We start from the raw sequence: 18,188 nt of genomic DNA, 5'->3' as shown, positions 1-18,188 counted from the left end.
TGTTCTGACTATAAATAGGTTAAGTTTTATATTTTGCTTCATATAAATTGTACCTTAAGGAGTGATAATAATGGATAATCCATATAAAGTACTTGGTTTAAATGAAAATGCCTCACCAGATGAAATTAAAAAAGCCTATAGAGAGCTTGCTAAAAAGTATCATCCAGATCAATACGGAAACAACCCTTTAAAAACCTTAGCTGAAGAGAAAATGAGAGAAATAAATGAAGCTTATGATTTTTTAATGAAAAAGTCTCAAAATACTACATATAATAATTCAAGTTACGGGAATAGTAGTAATAATGCAGATTATAATTCTATAAGAAACGACTTAAACCGTGGAGATATCAATTCAGCTGAAGCAAAACTCAATAGAACAAATTTAAGAGATGCTGAATGGTTCTTTCTTATGGGAAACGTCTATTTAAGACGTGGTTACTACGATAATGCATATAATCATATACAAAGGGCTTGTGATTTAAATCCTTCTAATCCTGAGTATATGAATGCTCTTCAAAGCCTAAGAACGCAAAATAATAGCTATAGAAATCCATATAATTCACGAGGATATGCAGATAGAGATTCTCAACTATGTAATTTATGTGTAAGTTTATGGTGTGCTGATACCTTGTGTGACTGCATGGGTGGAGGCTGCTAAAGTAAGGGAGTTGATGTTAATTGAGTAAAACTCAAAGCCTAACACGTGGAAGTATTTATGCAGCAGTATGCATTGTATTTATTTATTTATCTACCATAATTCCTGCTGGTAGACTTTCCTTTTTAGCAGCAGCATCTTTAGTAATTCCACTTTCAATTCTCACTATTGGAATACGGAGTTCACTTATGGTATATGCATCTACTTCAATCTTAAGCTTAATACTTTTGGGTTTTAGACAAAATGTACTTATATACATCTTATTATTTGGAAACTTTGGTTTTGTAAAATTATATATAGAAAGAATACGAAAATTACCTATTGAACTACTTCTTAAGCTTATTTATTTTAATGCTGTAATTTTCGTAATATACACTTTATACAAAACTTTATTTTTAAACACTATGTACAAAAATTTCCCAATTTATATTATAGTTGTAATCCTTGAATTTATTTTTCTACTTTATGATTACATTGTTTCTCTTTTTGTGCTTTATATCAACAGGCACATCATAAAAAATTTAAAATAACTATTGACATATTATAAAAAATTGCTATAATATTAATTGTTGCTGTTAATGAATACAGTTACAATTTTAATGCCCTATAGCCAAATTGGTAAGGCACCTGATTCTGGTTCAGGCACTGTGTAGGTTCGAGTCCTGCTAGGGCAGCCAAAAGCTTCAATATTAATTGAAGCTTTTTATTTTATCTTGACAATAAATTTTAGTTATTTTATAATTGTTTTAATTATATTATTTGAATATTTAAAAGCTTTGAACAAGAGTAGTAATATTTATTTATTTTAAGAGAGCTGTTGCTTGGTGAGAAACAGTATTAAAAAATATGAACTCGCTTGGGAGCTTATTTGCAGAAAAGCAAATACGGTAAATCCGTTAATTTTTTAAGTGAGGTATTTCCTAACTTGAGTGGTACCGCGGAAGTAATGCTTTCGTCTCAATCTGAGACGAAAGCTTTTTTTGTATATATTAATTTTAGGAGGTTATACAATGAGTACTTATAGTACAAAAGTTGATGAAAAATGGCAAAAAAAATGGGAAGAAACAAGTCTGTATAAATTTGATGAAAATAATCTCGAAAAAAAATTATATGTTTTGGAGATGTTCTCTTATCCTTCTGGCGCAAAGCTTCATGCAGGACACTGGTTTAACTATGCTCCAGTAGATTCCTGGGCAAGATTTAAAAAAATGACTGGTTATAATGTATTTCAACCAATGGGCTTTGATGCATTTGGTCTTCCTGCTGAAAACTATGCTATAAAAACAGGAATTCACCCTAAGGACTCCACATTAAAAAATATTGAAACTATGGAGAAACAGTTAAAATCTATGGGAGCAATGTTCAATTGGGATCATGAGGTAATAACTTGTACGCCTGATTATTATAAATGGACTCAATGGTTGTTCTTAGAACTTTATAAAAACGGTCTTGCTTATAGAAAAAAAGCTCCTGCAAACTGGTGCCCTAGCTGTAATACGGTTTTAGCAAATGAACAAGTAGTAGATGGCTCTTGTGAGAGATGTGGAACAGAGGTTATAAAAAAAGATTTGACTCAGTGGTTCTTTAAAATAACTAATTATGCCGAAGAACTTCTCCAAAAATTAGATGAGCTTGATTGGCCTGAAAAAACAAAGGCAATGCAAAAACATTGGATAGGTAAATCCAAAGGTGCTGAGGTAACCTTCAAGGTTGATAACAGTGACTTAAAATTTGATGTATTTACAACAAGAGTAGACACTCTATGCGGTGTAACCTATGTAGTACTTGCACCTGAAAGCCCTCTAGCTGATGAGCTTACAAAACCAGAATATAAAGAAAAAGTTGAAGAATATAAACTTCAAGCTCAAAAGCAATCTGAAATTGAAAGACAATCACTTACAAGAGAAAAAACAGGAGTATTTACAGGCTCTTATGCAATCAATCCTATAAACAACAAGAAAGTACCTATATGGATTGCGGATTACGTAATATACACTTACGGTACTGGTGCAGTTATGGCTGTCCCTTCACATGATGAAAGAGATTTTGCTTTTGCAACTAAATACGATCTTCCAATTGTGAGAGTTGTTGAAGGCGGTGAAGAGCTTCCTTTCACAGGTTATGGCCCACTGGTTAACAGCGGTGAATTTGATGGTCTTAAAGGAAACAAAGCAAAGGAAGCTATTGTAAGTAAACTTTCTGAAAATGATCTTGGAAGATGGAAGGTAAATTACAGACTTCGTGATTGGTTAGTTTCAAGACAAAGATATTGGGGTGCTCCAATACCAGTTGTTTACTGTGAAAAATGTGGAATAGTTCCTGTTCCTGAAAAAGATCTTCCAGTGGAATTGCCTTATAATGTAGAATTTAATCCTACTGGTAAATCCCCTCTTACAACTTCTGAGGAATTTATGAACACAACTTGCCCTCATTGTGGAGGTCATGCTACAAGGGAATCCGATACTTTAGATACCTTTGTATGTTCATCCTGGTACTATTTGAGATATGCAGATAATGAAAATAGCGATGCACCTTTTGATAAAGAAAAGATATCTAAAATGCTTCCTGTTGACAAATATGTTGGTGGACCTGAGCACGCATGTATGCATCTATTATATGCTAGATTTATCACAAAAGCATTAAGAGATATTGGATACCTTAATTTTGATGAACCATTTTTATCTTTAAGACATCAAGGCTTAATTCTAGGTCCTGATGGTCAAAAAATGAGTAAATCTAAAGGAAATACTATTTCACCTGATGATATTATAGCTGAGCACGGCTCTGATGTATTTAGAATGTATCTAATGTTTGGATTTGACTATGCTGAAGGCGGCGCATGGAGTGATGACGGAGTTAAAGCCATGTCCAAATTTGTAGACAGATTTTCTAGAATGATTGAAACTGCAAAAGAAGAAATAAATAATCCTAAAAACTCAAAAACAGATATGGGAAAAGAAGAAAAAGAATTAAATTATGTTAGAAATCATTCAATTAAAGCTGTAACAGAAGATATGGATAAATTCCAGTTCAATACATGCATAGCTAGGCTTATGGAATTCACAAATTCTTTATCAAAATATCTAACTGTAGATAATAAAAATATTAAGCTTCTTAAAGACACCACTATTGATATTATAAAGCTGATAGCTCCATTTGCACCTCACTTTGCAGAAGAACAATGGAATATAATTGAGGAAAAATATTCAGTATTTAATGAAAAGTGGCCAGAATTTGATGAAAAAGCTCTTGTAAAAGATGAAGTTGAGATAGCTATTCAGATAAATGGCAAAATTAAAGCTAAAATAAATATTGCAACAAACTTAAGTGAAGATGAAATCAAATCTGCTGCACTAGCTGACGATAAAGTTAAAGCTGCTACTGACGGAAAGAATATAGTTAAGGTTATAGTTATAAAAGGACGTCTTGTAAACATAGTTGTTAAATAATAAATAACAAAAATAACATCTGATAAATTAAAATCAGATGTTATTTTTTATTATTTAAAGGTTGAAGCTTTACCACTTCTTTCAATCTGTACATGAGGCTCAATATCAATTACAGTGTTCTTTATTATATCAGGACTACCCTTTTTATATATATTTTCATATACATCTCTTACGTTGAATATATCCTCATTTTTCTCCTTGTACTTATTGAAAATTTTATTGCAGTTATTTATTATATTCTTTTCTGCATTTTGTTCTATTTGCTTCTGCATATACTTATTGTAGGTTATAGGACTTTGGCTTTCTAAAAAAGCTACCTTAACATTTACAATCTTTTTTACGTGAAACTTTCCTCCATAGAATTTTCCCTTTGTAGTTGTTTTACTATTAAGTATCCAAAGTGATATAAAATCTCTATTAGTTTCCGGGTTTAGTACCTCCATTGAACCACTGCTTACCTTACCTATCATAAAATTGTATGCTTCCGTCTCGGATTTATCCATCTTGTCAATAAGCTTATCGTTTTTAAAAATAGCTCCTCCATCAAGTTCTACAGAATTTTTATTTTGAGCTGATCTTATATCTATTGCTGTCATTACAACACTCCTGTCAGAATTAATTCTTTTGTTTAAGAAATCATTATATTGAATCTCCACCGCCCTTGATGATGCTCCTGTATTTATTATAAGCTGTGATAACAAAAACCCAACATATTCATTTTCTTTAAATCCGCCCTTCATTAGCTCCTCTACGTTACCAATAAAAGTTGCCACATAAGGCCTTAAGTAAAATTGTATTCTCCTTCTAACCAAATCTACAAAGGGCTTTATTCCTTTTTTAGCCGCTTTTTCAGAGTATATATATGCCTTTACTTGAGTAAAATTCAATTCATAGCTGCAGTGAAGGTTTATGTCATTTAATGCCTCAAAAGCAGTTTTTCCTGTTCCTCTAAATACCAATCTCTGCTGTCCCTGCTGCCCTTTTACCATGCTTTTAATTGGCTGAAAAACTTCTAGGTAAGTAATTACATTGTTATCATCATCTATATCAAAAACTACTGTTGTAACAAATAAAACATTATCTATATCTTTGTAATTAAAGCATCCTGTTAGCATAACGCAGCACATTATTATTGAACATATGGTCGTTATTTTTTTTCTCATAACAAATCATCTTCCTGTAAAATATTATCTGTTGCTTCTTGCAGGTCTCCTCTTAGTATCCTATCGCTGTGAGATATTATCTTAGAAGTACCAATTGGGAAGGCATATAGATACCCAACAGTTTTAAGAGAACCAATATGAGCTATCATAACAAACACTCCTGTAAAAAATCCTCCAAGGCCACAAAATGCTGCAAATAATGCTATTATTACAGACCATATAGAAATAGGTCCATATAGATTTGGGGTTAAAAATGATGATATAGAGCTTAAAGCTACTATTATTATTGTTATCTCCGAAGTAAGTCCTGCTTCAACTGCTGATTGCCCTAATATAAGAGCTCCAACAATACTCATTGCCTGACCTACTGGCTGCGGAAGTCTTACTCCTGCTTCTCTCAATACTTGAAAGAAAAACATCATCATAAGAAGTTCCACAATTGTTGGAAGAGGTACTCCCGACCTAGATATAGCTAACCGGAAAACAAATACCGACGGAATAAGGGATACATGATACGTTATAATTGATATATAAAGTCCAGGAAGAAAAGTTGAGATACAAAAACCAAGCCACCTTAAAACTCTAGTACAATTAACAACTATCCTATTTAAATAGTAATCATCTGGCATGTGAAAGTTTTCATAAAAAAAGTATGGCGCAATTGCAACAAAGGGACTTCCATCAACTATAACTGCAACTTTACCTCTAAATAAATGATTAACCACTATATCCGCCTTCTCACTATATCCAATGGTATCAAAAGCTGTTCTCTTATGTCTAAGCTTTTCTTCAATATAGTTTGAATCTAAAATATATTCAGTAGTTATCTCATTTATTTGTTTTTTTATGTTTTTAACCAGTTTTTCTGGAGTCGTTCCCTTTAAATATACCAGAACCACCACTGTTTTTGATTTAGTTCCCAAAAATACACTTTCAAATTTTAAATCTGCATTTTTAGCCCTTCTTCTTATCAGTGATATGTTATCCACAAAAGCTTCTGTAAAGCCTTCTCTCGGTCCTTTTATTACAGCTTCTGTTATAGGTATTGAAACTCCCCTTCTTACATATCCCTTTGCCTCACAAAATATAATTTCATCATAGAAATTTGTAAGTATAACAACATCTCCAGATAATATATGGAGCAGCATATCTTCCTTATCCTTAACATTTCCTATAGAATTTGCAAGAAGCGCATTGCTCTCTAGGTTAGATACAGTTTTTATGAAGTCTTTTCCTCTGATTATAGGTGCAATTATGTATTCACTTATAAATTTTGAATCACATAAATTATCTATAAATATTATATTTATTTGACCATTCTCAGAATCTATAGTTCTGTACTTCACATCAACATTATCCTTAAGCTTATCTTTTATATATTTTAAATTTTCTTCATTCATGTTTACCACCCGAAACTATTGTTTTCTTTAAAGGTGAATAATATTCATATATTTAGAAAATAATATTATTACAATTTTACATAAAGGAAGTATTTACAATGAGATATTTAAGTAAAAATTATTTAATTTTCATAGCACTAGGAACATCAATCGTTACTATAAAAACCTACCCTACTTTATTAATACAATATGGAGAGAGGGATACTTGGCTCGCTTTGATTTTTTCATCGCTCTTATTACTTGCTTTCCTGCTCATTATAATAAAAGCATTTTCTACTAAAAGCGATGCAAAACTTAAAACCGTGTATTTTAAAGCTTTTGGAAAATATCTTGGAGCATTTCTTTTATGGGCTTTTGCATTTACTCTAATTTTAACCTTAATAGAATGTTCTGCTTCGGAAAGCAGTATGCTTGGAGTTAATATACTGGATAAAACTCCACCTTGGTATTTTATATTATTTTTTATAGTACCTGCAACTTATGTAATTTTACACGGTGAAAATTCAATGCTTATACTGACAATCGTAGGTATATTTTTTATATTTATTTCCGGATGTAATCTTTCGGTTTTATTATTTGCCTATAGAAAAATTGAATACATCCTGCCTATTATGAAGCATGGAGTCAATAAAAATTTTATTACCTGCGTATTTAAAGGTCTTGCTATGTTTTCAGGTTTTGGTATAATAATACCCTTTATTTATAAGGTAAAATCAAGAGAAGAAATAAAAAAACCAATTCTTATAGCTTGGATATTAATAGCCCAAATTCAAGTTTTTGCAACAAGTGGTTTACTTATGACTATTGCTGCACCACGTGTCGTTGCTGCTTATTATCCACGTTTACTACAAACACAACTAGTTAACTACTTTAATTTTATAGAAAGTGGTGAACTTTATGTACTGTTTCAAGTAATTGGAGGATGGTTTGTAAAGTATATCTTAACCTTTTATGCATTTTTAATAATCTTAAAACAGTTAAATGTAAAGAGAAAATATGTATTTTATGTAATTACAATTTGTGTAGCAATTATATCATTTGCAATAAATAGAAGCGTATTAAATTTATTTGTTTTGATTAATTACTACACCTATATAGCTTTTGCAAATTTCATAATAATTCCATTCGTAGCCTCAATAATATTTATATTAAAAGAAAAGAAATCATCTAAAGGCAAAAAACAAGAGGAAGTAGAAACTGTTTAATACTTTTAAGTTTCTACTTCCTTTTATCTACCCATTTCTATTGTCTTTTCCGTACTTCTAAGGAGATTATTTAATTCAAAAACCTCTCCCTTATTAATTAGCTGATTAAGCTTACTTTTATATATATCTGCTTCTGATAACTTCCCCATAGATGTTATGGTAAGTATATTTCTTATAATATTTGAAACAATACTAGATTTAACTTCAAATAGCTTTTGAGCATCCTTAATCTCATCTTTAATCTCAAGCATGTGTCCATCAAGCTGAAATGCTGCATCTGCTGCTATTTTTAATTTTGCTTTAATCTCGTCAGGTATATCATGCTTATACTTATAATTTAAAGAATGTTCTATTGTCGCCCAAAAGTTCATAGCAAGTGTTCTTATCTGAATTTCTGCTATAATATCTCTTTGCCCCTCTGCCATACTTACGGGGTACTTTATAATGATATGATAACTCCTGTATCCACTACTCTTTACATTTGTTACATAATCTTTTTCATACATTATATGCATATCTTTTCTTGAACGAATTATATTTACAACCTTTGTTACATCGTCAACAAACTGACACATTATACGTATTCCACAAATATCCTCCATCTCAAGCATTATTCTTTCATCAGGTATATTAAACTTATTGGCTTTTTCTAGTATACTTGAAATCTCCTTTACTCTTCCAGTAACAAATTCTATTGGAGAATATTCATTTCTTTTTCTATATTCCTTTCTTATACTTTTAAACTTAACCTTTAATTCTTCTACTGCTTGCTCGTAAGGTATCAAAAAAGACTTCCATTCAATTGTAGCCATATTTCTATCTTCCTTTGCCGTAATTTATATATAATCATCCCATATAAATAAAGCGAACATATTAAATATACGCTTACTGTAGGTGTTATATAGTTTTAACTATCAACACATTCTAAATACTTTCTTTTATGCATTTCTATGCATATATTAATTATTAATAAAACTACTTTCTCTACATTATAATTATAATTACATAATGAAACTTTTTCAATTGTTATGATAAAACTTTAACACAAAATGAAACATATACTTTATAATAATTCTTTGCTATAATATATTTGATATCTATTTGTGCTTGGGGTGATTCTATGGATAGCAATATCTTTTCCGAACTAAAGGATTTAGGATTTGAAGATGTCAGTAATATAGATATATATGGTAAAAACAAAAAGGAAGAGAATAAAATGAGAAAAGAAGAAGAAAAAAAAACAAGTATTAATGATTTGTTGTATGATAAAACAGTAAATTGTCCAGTGTGTAACACTACCTTTAAGGCAAGAACTGTAAAAACCTCTGCTATAAGAATTTTAAAAAAGGATACAGATTTTTTTATACAATATAAAAATATCAACCCTTACTTTTATGATGTTTGGTTATGTCCAATTTGTGGCTATGCTGCTATGAAATCTGATTTTGAAAAAATTAAGTCTTACCAAAAAGAGTTAGTTGAAAAAAATATTTCATTAAAATGGCACAGCAAAAAATATCCTGACATTTATGATATAAATATAGCTATAGAGAGATTTAAGCTCTCGCTTTTAAATTATGTATCAATAGAAGCCCATTCAAGCAAAAAAGCTATGAATTGCTTAAAAATTGCCTGGATGTATAGGATTCAACAAAATGAAGATATGGAAAAAGTATTTCTAAAAAATGCTCTAGAGGGCTTTGATGATGCATATTATAATGAATCATTTCCCATATATGGCATGAATAAATTTTCACTTATGTATTTAATAGGCGAACTTCATAGGAGATTAGGTGATGAGGACAAGGCCTTATTATGGTTTGGTAATGTTATTACAAACTCCTTAGCTCCTCAAAAATTAAAAGAGATGGCTAGAAATCAAAAAGACTTAATTCGTGAAAACGAAAAAAAATTATCGCAAACTCAAGATAATGATAGCAATGATGATGATAACTCCGAAGCTACCACTCCTAAGAAAAAAGGCCTTTTTTCTAAGTTATTTAATAATTAATAAAAAAACTAAGGTTTTAACCTTTTTTCTATTGCTTAAACAACAATATAGGTTAAAACCCCAATATATATAATGTAAGAATACTTCTACATTATATTTTTTTGTTTTCAGATAAACTTTTTTTATTTTAGATCAATTTTTATTGGATTAAATTCTATATAATCACAAGAGGTAAGCATATATTCAACACCATTTTTAACAATACTTCCACTTATATTTTTTAATGCAGGTCCATGTAAATGCCCGTATATTGCCTTTTCAACTTTGTACTCTTCTAAAACCTCTGTAAATTCAGACCCACTGTTTTCATCCTTAAAAGGAGGATAATGAAACATAACAATGAATTTTGAATAACCTTTTTTAACCGCAGCATCAAGAGAAAGCCTTAATCTTATAATTTCTCTTTTATATACTTTTTTATCATGCTCATCGAAGCTATCAAAACTTTTATCTATCCAACCTCTTGTTCCACAAATAGCATAATCTTTGTATTCAAAGAAATTATTTTGCAGAAAGCTTATGCTTTTATACATGTTATTCAATTTAGTTATACTTTTCCACCAATAATCATGATTCCCTTTGCAGATTATTTTTTTACCCGGAAGACAATCAATCCAATTTAAATCTTCTTCTCCATTTTCAATATCCATAGACCAAGATATATCTCCAGCAATCAATACTGTATCTTCTTCACTTATTTTACTAATCCAATTTTTCTTTATCTTTTCATCATGTTTTGACCACTCTTCACCAAATATATTCATAGGTTTATCTAAATTAAAAGCCAAATGTAAATCTGAAATAGCATATAAACCCACTAATTCACCTTCTTTTTTGTAATCCGCTATCTACTTCCATTATATATGCAATTACTTCTGCAACTACGTCGTATATTTCATATGGAATACTTGAGCCTACATCAACATTAAGCAATAAATCAGTAAGCTCCTTATTATAAACCACGGGAACTTCATTTTCGGATGCCTTTTTTACTATATTATCTGCAATTTTACCAACACCTACTGCTGTTACAATTGGTGCTTCATATCCCAAATCATATTTTAAAGCGGCAGCTTTCTTCCTCTCCTTAGCCACAAAATCACTCCTAGCACTACACTTATTTTAATCTAGTACTCACTAACTAAACTCGAGTATCCAACTTGAAATATTCTTTATCATTGAAAAATTCTCTACATTCTACAATGTCGATCTCTTTATCTTCCTTCTTTTTCTCTACGGTCATATTTATATTATAACCCATATCTGATATTTTTTTAACCGCATTTGCCTTAGCCTTGTCTAAAATTTTCACCCAATCCTTATCACATTTAACATTGATACTCATACTATTATTTAAGACTGTTATATATGCATCTACTTCCCCCATATTTACTGTTTTAACCGAAGTTACAATTTTTACATTTTTACTATCAACTCTTTTTCCCGATTTTCTATCATCCTTTATAATCAACTTACATTGATAATCGTCATTATTATTCCTTATTGGAACATCCATATAATAATATTCATTACTTACAGAATTAAAAACTTTAAAATCATTTATATTATTTTTAATAAGTGCCGCTATTGTATCTTGCATGTTAGCATTGCCATTATTACTTTCAGATAATAACTTTCCCACAATATCTTTCATATTATTTATCTTTAAATTTATCTCTTGTTTTACGTTTTCTGCTGTAGTTTTTGGTTGGATTTGAGGCATATTGTCGTTCTTTAAAATTTGTCCCTTATTAGCATCAACCTTATTTAGTAATGTTTGCTCTTCAGCTTTAAATGCTGTGGATGCGAGATTTTCACTATCCTTAGGCTCTAAATTTTTTAATAAATTATTTACTTCTGTTTCCGTCATATCACTATTATTTATAAGTTCCTTAAACACAGCTATTAATTGTTCCTTATTCATTCCTGTTTCAGATAAGATTTTATTCATCATATTGCCTACAAGCTGCTCTTTACTAAACTTTGTTATGTCTTGCCAGTTTTCTGATACATAATCTTTTATAATGTTGGCTATATTAACTTTTTTTCCGTCAACAACTACTTCTGTTAAATCGTTTTTACTTAAAATTTCCTTCATTGAATCCAATAACTTAAGATTGTCTTGAAGCTTGTTTATATTGCTCTCTTGAGAAGCTTGTTTACTAGTACTCGAAATAACTTCTTCATTATGCTGCTGTATAGCTTCTTTTATATTTATATTGGACAAATCCTTTATATCATCTTTAACACTTTCCTTAATAAAAGACGCTGAATTACCGTCAGACAAACTTTCTTCGATGTTTTTTAGTTCGTTATAAATAGAAGTTTCACCCTTGAACAATTTTTTATAACTCTCCACATTATTAGGTGTTATATCTATATTATTTTCTATGAGTGTAAACATATCCTCCGAACTCATTCCTTTAAGATTTTCTGACAGACCTTTTAAAGTATTAATTATATTTACTCCTTCTTCGCTATCAGGAGCTATACTCCTATTTTGAAGGTACTTCATTATGAATTCATCGCTTTTATCAGCTTCGTTTGATAATTTATCGTTAAAATCAAGTATAGTTTCCATTTTAGCTATATTTTCTTTAGTTAATGGCATATTATACTTAAGCATTAGTTTTAATACATTTTCATCTACATCAGATTTACTAAGTCCAAGTTCATTAACCAGTTCACCAAGAATATTCTTACCATTAGCCGTACTCTGATCAATATTTTCATTTTGCACAAATTTGAGTTTAATCTTGCCGTCTTCAACACCTGTAACTACAAACTTTGATGCTTGACCATCATTAATATCTGATGGATTTTCAACTTTAGCGTTAAAACTCCAACCATCTGAGGTCTTTAATGTAACTTCATTTCCGCCATCCTTCTCTGAAATTACTCTTGCTGAAAATGTATCTCCTACATCAAAAGAGATTTTTTTGGATATGGCTTCTCCTCTGCTTGAGGCATTATTGATTTTAGATAAACCGGCCATAATTTATCACTCCTAAAAATTTCGATATAGATATATTATCGTTTATATTTGATGCTTTCTGAATAATTTTATTGCTATTGAAACTATATTATAAAAGCACTTTAACTAAAAAGTGACAAATTGAAAGTAAAAACTATGTAAGTAAAGATAACTTTAGTAATTCCTTACATAACCATCATCCAACCTACCACTTTTTACTTTTAACCTGTCACCATAGAATTTATTTATTAGATTTACAACTTAGCCAATTACAATTTTATAGTATTTTTTCTTTCCTCTTCTTACAAGAGCAAAACCATCATCATTGAAGTCTTCTTTTGTTATCTCGTAGTTAAAGTCTTCAACTTTCGTATCGTTAAGGGTTATTCCACCTTGCTGCACAAGCCTTCTTCCCTCACCCTTAGATGGTATTATCTTTGTATGGACTAATACATCTAATATAGAACTTGAAAGCATATCTTCCGGAATTGAAACCGTTGGAACATTATCCATGTTAGTTCCGCCACCGAATAAAGCCTTAGAAGAATTTAATGCTTTCTTAGCCTCTTCTTCACCGTGTACAAGTTTTGTAACTTCATAAGCCAATACTTCTTTTGCCTTATTTATCTCTTGATCTTTTAGAGAAGCCAGTCTTCTAACTTCATCCATTGGTAAAAATGTAAGCATAGAAAGGCATTTTTCAACATCTGCATCATTAACATTTCTCCAATATTGAAAAAAATCATATGGAGATGTTTTTTCTGCATCAAGCCATAATGCACCCTTCTCTGTTTTACCCATCTTTTTACCTTCACTATTGGTTAAAAGCGCTGATGTCATAGCATATGCTTTTTTATTTGATTTCCTTCTTATGAGCTCAACTCCAGCTATCATATTTGACCACTGGTCATCTCCGCCCAATTCCATTTTACAATCATATTTCTCATTTAACTTATAGAAATCAAATCCCTGCATAAGCATATAGTTAAATTCAAGAAATGATAATCCTTTTTCCATTCTTTGCTTAAAACATTCTGCTGTAAGCATTTTATTTACTGAAAAATGGACTCCAACTTCTCTTAAAAACTCTATGTAATTTTGCCCCATAAGCCACTCAGCATTATTTACTATAATAGCCTTATCATCACTGAAGTCAATGAACCTTGACATCTGCTTTTTTAAACATTCAACATTGTGATTTATTTCTTCTCTAGTTAGCATCTTTCTCATGTCTGTCTTTCCAGTAGGGTCACCAACCATAGCTGTGCCACCACCAATAAGTACAATTGGTCTGTGTCCTGCTTTTTGCATACGAGCCATAAGCATAAGTGCAATAAAGTGCCCCACATGTAAACTGTCTCCTGTTGGATCAAACCCTATATAAAAAGTCACCTTTTCCTCTGAGAGTAACTTTCTTGTCTCCTCTTCATGTGTAAATTGTTTTGCGTATCCACGCTCAATTAACTCATCTAAAACATTTGACATAAATAAATGTTCCTCCTTAAAACGTCTTATAATTTAATCTCATAATGATGAAACTACTTTATTTCTTCCACTATTCTTAGCTTCATAGAGCATAGCATCAGCAACGCTTACAACTTTTTCAACAGTTTCTCCATTCTGCGGATAGTAGCTTATACCAAAACTTGCTGTGACTCTTTTCTCTATTCCACCGTGTCTAACTGAATTATTGCTGAGAGAGGCCCTAATTCCATCTACAGTTTTAAACACCTTTTCCTTACTTTGAGCATCGTTAAGATAAAGTACAATCTCTTCTCCACCATATCTTGCAACTTCATCTTTTTCTCCAATACTCTGTTCTAATATTTTAGCTGTCTGTATTAAAACCTCATCACCAAATTGATGACCATAAGAATCATTAAAACTTTTAAAATGATCAATGTCAAGCATAACGATAGCAAAGCTTCTGCGTGAATCTTTTGCAACCTTTCCTTCTATCATATCAAAAAAATGCTTTCTATTATATATTCCTAAAAATGGATCCTTAATTGATGATTCCTTAACCTTCTTGTAAAGAAAGCTATTTTCAATTGCAATAGCTATTTGATTTGCTATTGATGATATAAATTTTATATGTCCATGACTAAAAAAATCATACAGTGTATGCTCAACTATAATATATCCTCTAAAGTTATCTCTTAAAGTTATTGGAACACCAATAATTGAGTGTACCTTTAACTTATTTTTAAACTCCTTAAATAGTGGCTCTTTAGAATTAATTACAATAGGTCTATTATCACTAAAAGTTGAAAACACAGGATTCACTATAATATCATAATTATCCATAACATTTGAAGCCTTTACTATTAACTTTTCATCATCCTCAACTAAATATATTGTAGAATACGTAACACCTAATATACCTATAATCATATCATTTATCATAGGTACTAAATTATCATCGCTTATATTTGAATTTATGTATTTACTGACTTCTATGACATTTGTTAAAATATCAAGTTTTTTTTCTAGTTCAGTATTTTTTCCATTCATACGCTGAATTTGTGTTTCCGCAAAATTTTGATATGTGCTGAATTCATTCTTTAACTTTTCATATTTCTCATATAACATCTTATAATTCGTATCCATATATACCCACTTTTCTTATAAATTAAATCCTTATTTTTTAGTAATAACTTTTCATTCTTATTATATAATTTTATCGTGATTTTGGCTACAATAATTTATACTGAATACCAAATTTAATACGATTACATTATGATTTTAAGCCAAATTTTTATATTGTTTTTTTTACTATTTATGCTATAATTACTTATAGAGTGTGAGCTCAATATTTTATAAAATTAGGTTTAATTATCAGGGTCTTTTTTCCTCCTCAAGCATAGGAGCTAAAACTATCCAAGATAAATTAGTCCTATGTTTAAGGAGGTTTTTATCGTGGCAGATAAGACTATTGTATGTAAAGATTGTGGAAAAGAATTTGTATTTACTGAAGGAGAGCAGGCTTTCTATAAAGAAAAAGGATTTGAAAATGATCCTGTAAGATGCCCAGAGTGCAGAAAAGCTAGAAAAAATAAAAGAAATAACTTCAGCAGAGATTTCAGGTAGAAATTATTAAAGAGAGGCAAAAACCTCTCTTTTATTATATCGTAAAACTCTATCTTATTATATTTGCCTTTTTTAAGATTTTACTTATAGGTAAGGCTACGATAATACCAACAACAACCTGTGCTATATCTGCTGGTATGTGTGTTCCTTGAGCAATAAAACTTTGATTCCAAGGATATTTCATTAAATAATGATTTATTAATGCTCCCGCAAAATAATATGCTCCAACCATCCATACCCCACCAGAAATACATCCTACTAAATTAACTAATATATTATTCCCTTTGTATTGTTTTTCGTAACTAATTTTAGATGCTATATATGCCATTCCTCCTTTTATTACAAAAGTAAACGGCGTCCACATTGGTGTTGGTGACAGAATATCGTACAAACTCATTCCTATTGCTGAAGACAAAACTGCATTACGACTTGATAATAAAATAGCAGCTATAAATATCATACTGTCGCCAAGATGTACTACTCCCTTATACCCAATTCCAACTGGTATAGCTGTAAGTTTCGTTGCTACAAAAACTATAGCTGACATTAAAGATATTTGTACTATATCCTTAACATTATACTTAACTTTTGCTGAATTTCCTTCCATATAAATCCTCCTAAAATTATATTAAATACTATGTAAATAAGACCTTATTAAATAAAATTATATCTCATAATATGCTTTATGCAAATGTATCCATACACTATTAGAATAATTTTATTTTTAAAATCTAATAATATATAATAACTTCATTTTCAATCAAAACTCTATATGAATAATAGTCTTCGTTTTTTTGTATATATAGTAACTTATTGCACATAATCTTTACACTTTAGATTGGAGGACGATTTATATGCACTTTTTTAAATGGCTATGTGGATTGATTATTCTAATACTTATGTCCGCTTTTATATTCAACTCTATTCTTGAAGGAATATACTTCTTTGTAATCATATCTACCTTTGTTTTCATTGGTGATATATTAGTAAAAAGAATGAGAAGCTTTTAAATAGAAAATAAAATATTTATAATATATAGAGTAACATAAAAACTACTTAAAATTACACTCAACTTTTTCACATAAAACATTCTTAATTTTAAGTAGTTCTTTTTATAAAAATATTAATTTTATTACAATATAATTTCTCAAATTCATGTTAAATTTTCTTTAATTATTTATACAAAATATGCTATAATGAGACTTGATAATGGAGGTACTAATAATGAAGGAATTAAACATAGAAACATTACAATCTTACTTAAAAAAGTTTCTTGACTTTTTTAATAATTTTTATCCATTTATAATTGGCGTAATAGTTTTCATGTACTATTTTCATGTGTTCGTTGGAAAATCTTCGCCTGGTTATAAAGTCATAACTTTAATTTATCCATTTATATTCTTAACTGCTTATAAAGATATAAGAAAAGATGTTCGTTGGATAAGTTTTATTATTTTAAGTATACCGCTATTTATGTTTTTATCTTATCTAAACAAACATGGATATGCCTTTTGGGGCAGCGTTATACAATGGGAAGCCAAAATGAAAATAGTATTTAATTTAAATCCTATCTTTGATAGTATACCTTTTAATGATGCTTCCTTTGCAAGATTATATAGAAGTGATAATTTAACCTGGTTTATGCGTCTTGTATATAATAACGGCTTTACACTTTGTACTATGATATGTATTTTTCGTTCAGCAATTTGTAAGGATATTAAGAAAATGCTTAAATACATGTGCAGTGCTCATGTTTTTCAAATATTTTTAATCAGTCCCTTTTATGTTATTTTTCATCTTCAAGAAGTATGGTTTGTTAATGGTCATCCTGATATGCTTTTAAGACATTATTCTTATAGACAAGCTTACGGTTCTACCTTAAATTGTTTTCCATCAATGCATACTTCTATAGCCTTTGCAGCGTTTTTGCTGTTACTTAGAGAAAAGAACTTACTCTTTAAATCTATTTGGGGCTTCTTCTGCTTAAGTGTAATTTATTCTACAATGTATCTTGAAATTCATTGGGCTATTGATGTTTTAGGCGGCTTAATTTTAGCTTTCTGTTCCGTAAAACTAACAGACTTTGTATTTGCTAAACTTCAACCTAAGCTTCAACCCCTTATAAATAAATACTATTATAGAACTGCTGATAAAACATTAGCAAGCAATAAGTCAGTTTCAACAACATAAATAAAATTTATTTTTATACAACCTGAGGCTGAATCACCATCGATTCAGCCT

General features: G+C 30.1%; 17 protein-coding genes, 1 tRNA gene and 1 other annotated feature. Of the genes, 8 read left to right on the top strand and 10 right to left on the bottom strand.

What is annotated here, in order from left to right; all coding sequences use genetic code 11:
• Positions 1–70: 70 nt before the first annotated feature.
• On the top strand, positions 71–658 hold the full coding sequence (locus tag CA_RS03520) for a J domain-containing protein (RefSeq protein WP_010963967.1): 588 nt from the start codon (positions 71–73) through the stop codon (positions 656–658).
• Positions 659–740: 82 nt separating this feature from the next.
• Here the strand turns inward: CA_RS03520 and CA_RS20110 are convergent, their stop codons facing one another.
• Positions 741–914, bottom strand: coding sequence for a hypothetical protein (locus tag CA_RS20110; protein WP_171779430.1), 174 nt, complete (start codon positions 912–914; stop codon positions 741–743).
• Positions 915–1,255: 341 nt separating this feature from the next.
• On the opposite strand from CA_RS20110, the gene CA_RS03510 reads away from it, so the two are divergent.
• Both CA_RS03510 and leuS read left to right on the top strand, forming a co-directional pair.
• Positions 1,256–1,332 (top strand) — tRNA-Gln (locus CA_RS03510).
• A 90-nt stretch (positions 1,333–1,422) separates the two neighbouring features.
• Positions 1,423–1,618 (top strand) — a binding site (T-box leader).
• A 47-nt stretch (positions 1,619–1,665) separates the two neighbouring features.
• Positions 1,666–4,104, top strand: a complete 2,439-nt coding sequence (gene leuS, locus CA_RS03505; RefSeq protein WP_010963965.1) for a leucine--tRNA ligase — start codon at positions 1,666–1,668, stop codon at positions 4,102–4,104.
• A gap of 50 nt (positions 4,105–4,154) precedes the next feature.
• On the opposite strand, the gene CA_RS03500 is transcribed toward leuS, so the two are convergent.
• Complete coding sequence (locus CA_RS03500) at positions 4,155–5,267, bottom strand: Ger(x)C family spore germination protein (protein ID WP_010963964.1); 1,113 nt, start codon at positions 5,265–5,267, stop codon at positions 4,155–4,157.
• Positions 5,264–6,667: a spore germination protein gene (locus CA_RS03495; protein ID WP_010963963.1), complete on the bottom strand. Its 1,404-nt coding sequence runs from the start codon at positions 6,665–6,667 to the stop codon at positions 5,264–5,266. The genes CA_RS03500 and CA_RS03495 overlap by 4 nt, the downstream gene beginning before the upstream one ends.
• 98 nt (positions 6,668–6,765) lie before the next feature.
• Between CA_RS03495 and CA_RS03490 the strand changes: the two genes are divergently transcribed.
• Positions 6,766–7,872, top strand: coding sequence for a GerAB/ArcD/ProY family transporter (locus tag CA_RS03490; RefSeq protein ID WP_010963962.1), 1,107 nt, complete (start codon positions 6,766–6,768; stop codon positions 7,870–7,872).
• A gap of 23 nt (positions 7,873–7,895) precedes the next feature.
• On the opposite strand, the gene CA_RS03485 is transcribed toward CA_RS03490, so the two are convergent.
• Positions 7,896–8,684 carry a GTP pyrophosphokinase gene (locus CA_RS03485; RefSeq protein WP_010963961.1) on the bottom strand — a complete coding sequence of 263 codons (789 nt, stop codon included), beginning with the start codon at positions 8,682–8,684 and terminating at the stop codon, positions 7,896–7,898.
• A 308-nt stretch (positions 8,685–8,992) separates the two neighbouring features.
• On the opposite strand from CA_RS03485, the gene CA_RS03480 reads away from it, so the two are divergent.
• On the top strand, positions 8,993–9,883 hold the full coding sequence (locus tag CA_RS03480) for a DUF2225 domain-containing protein (protein ID WP_241393176.1): 891 nt from the start codon (positions 8,993–8,995) through the stop codon (positions 9,881–9,883).
• Positions 9,884–10,005: 122 nt separating this feature from the next.
• Here CA_RS03480 and CA_RS03475 read toward each other — a convergent pair whose 3' ends face one another.
• The 5 genes from CA_RS03475 to CA_RS03455 form a co-directional block, all read right to left on the bottom strand.
• Positions 10,006–10,701, bottom strand: a complete 696-nt coding sequence (locus CA_RS03475) for a metallophosphoesterase (RefSeq protein ID WP_010963959.1) — start codon at positions 10,699–10,701, stop codon at positions 10,006–10,008.
• Between the two features lie 4 nt (positions 10,702–10,705).
• On the bottom strand, positions 10,706–10,978 hold the full coding sequence (locus CA_RS03470; protein WP_010963958.1) for an EscU/YscU/HrcU family type III secretion system export apparatus switch protein: 273 nt from the start codon (positions 10,976–10,978) through the stop codon (positions 10,706–10,708).
• Between the two features lie 46 nt (positions 10,979–11,024).
• Entirely contained in the window at positions 11,025–12,878 is a 1,854-nt protein-coding gene (locus CA_RS03465; protein WP_010963957.1) for a hypothetical protein, read from the bottom strand.
• A gap of 240 nt (positions 12,879–13,118) precedes the next feature.
• Positions 13,119–14,342 (bottom strand): tyrosine--tRNA ligase, encoded by a 1,224-nt coding sequence (gene tyrS / locus CA_RS03460; RefSeq protein ID WP_010963956.1) that lies wholly within the window; start codon positions 14,340–14,342, stop codon positions 13,119–13,121.
• Between the two features lie 39 nt (positions 14,343–14,381).
• Complete coding sequence (locus CA_RS03455; protein WP_010963955.1) at positions 14,382–15,467, bottom strand: sensor domain-containing diguanylate cyclase; 1,086 nt, start codon at positions 15,465–15,467, stop codon at positions 14,382–14,384.
• 309 nt (positions 15,468–15,776) lie between these two features.
• On the opposite strand from CA_RS03455, the gene CA_RS03450 reads away from it, so the two are divergent.
• A complete protein-coding gene (locus tag CA_RS03450; RefSeq protein WP_010963954.1) occupies positions 15,777–15,947 on the top strand; it encodes a zinc-ribbon domain-containing protein in 171 nt (56 codons plus the stop codon).
• Between the two features lie 49 nt (positions 15,948–15,996).
• Here CA_RS03450 and CA_RS03445 read toward each other — a convergent pair whose 3' ends face one another.
• The gene (locus tag CA_RS03445) at positions 15,997–16,554 is read right to left on the bottom strand and encodes an ECF transporter S component (protein ID WP_010963953.1); all 558 of its coding nucleotides are present in this window, start codon (positions 16,552–16,554) and stop codon (positions 15,997–15,999) included.
• A gap of 247 nt (positions 16,555–16,801) precedes the next feature.
• Here CA_RS03445 and CA_RS03440 point away from each other — a divergent pair, with 247 nt between their 5' ends.
• Both CA_RS03440 and CA_RS03435 read left to right on the top strand, forming a co-directional pair.
• Entirely contained in the window at positions 16,802–16,957 is a 156-nt protein-coding gene (locus CA_RS03440) for a hypothetical protein (RefSeq protein ID WP_158306559.1), read from the top strand.
• Positions 16,958–17,171: 214 nt separating this feature from the next.
• On the top strand, positions 17,172–18,137 hold the full coding sequence (locus CA_RS03435; protein WP_010963952.1) for a phosphatase PAP2 family protein: 966 nt from the start codon (positions 17,172–17,174) through the stop codon (positions 18,135–18,137).
• Positions 18,138–18,188: the final 51 nt, after the last annotated feature.

The sequence above is a fragment of the Clostridium acetobutylicum ATCC 824 genome, assembly GCF_000008765.1.
Taxonomy (GTDB): domain Bacteria; phylum Bacillota; class Clostridia; order Clostridiales; family Clostridiaceae; genus Clostridium_S; species Clostridium_S acetobutylicum.
This window is presented reverse-complemented; position numbering and strand designations above follow the sequence as displayed.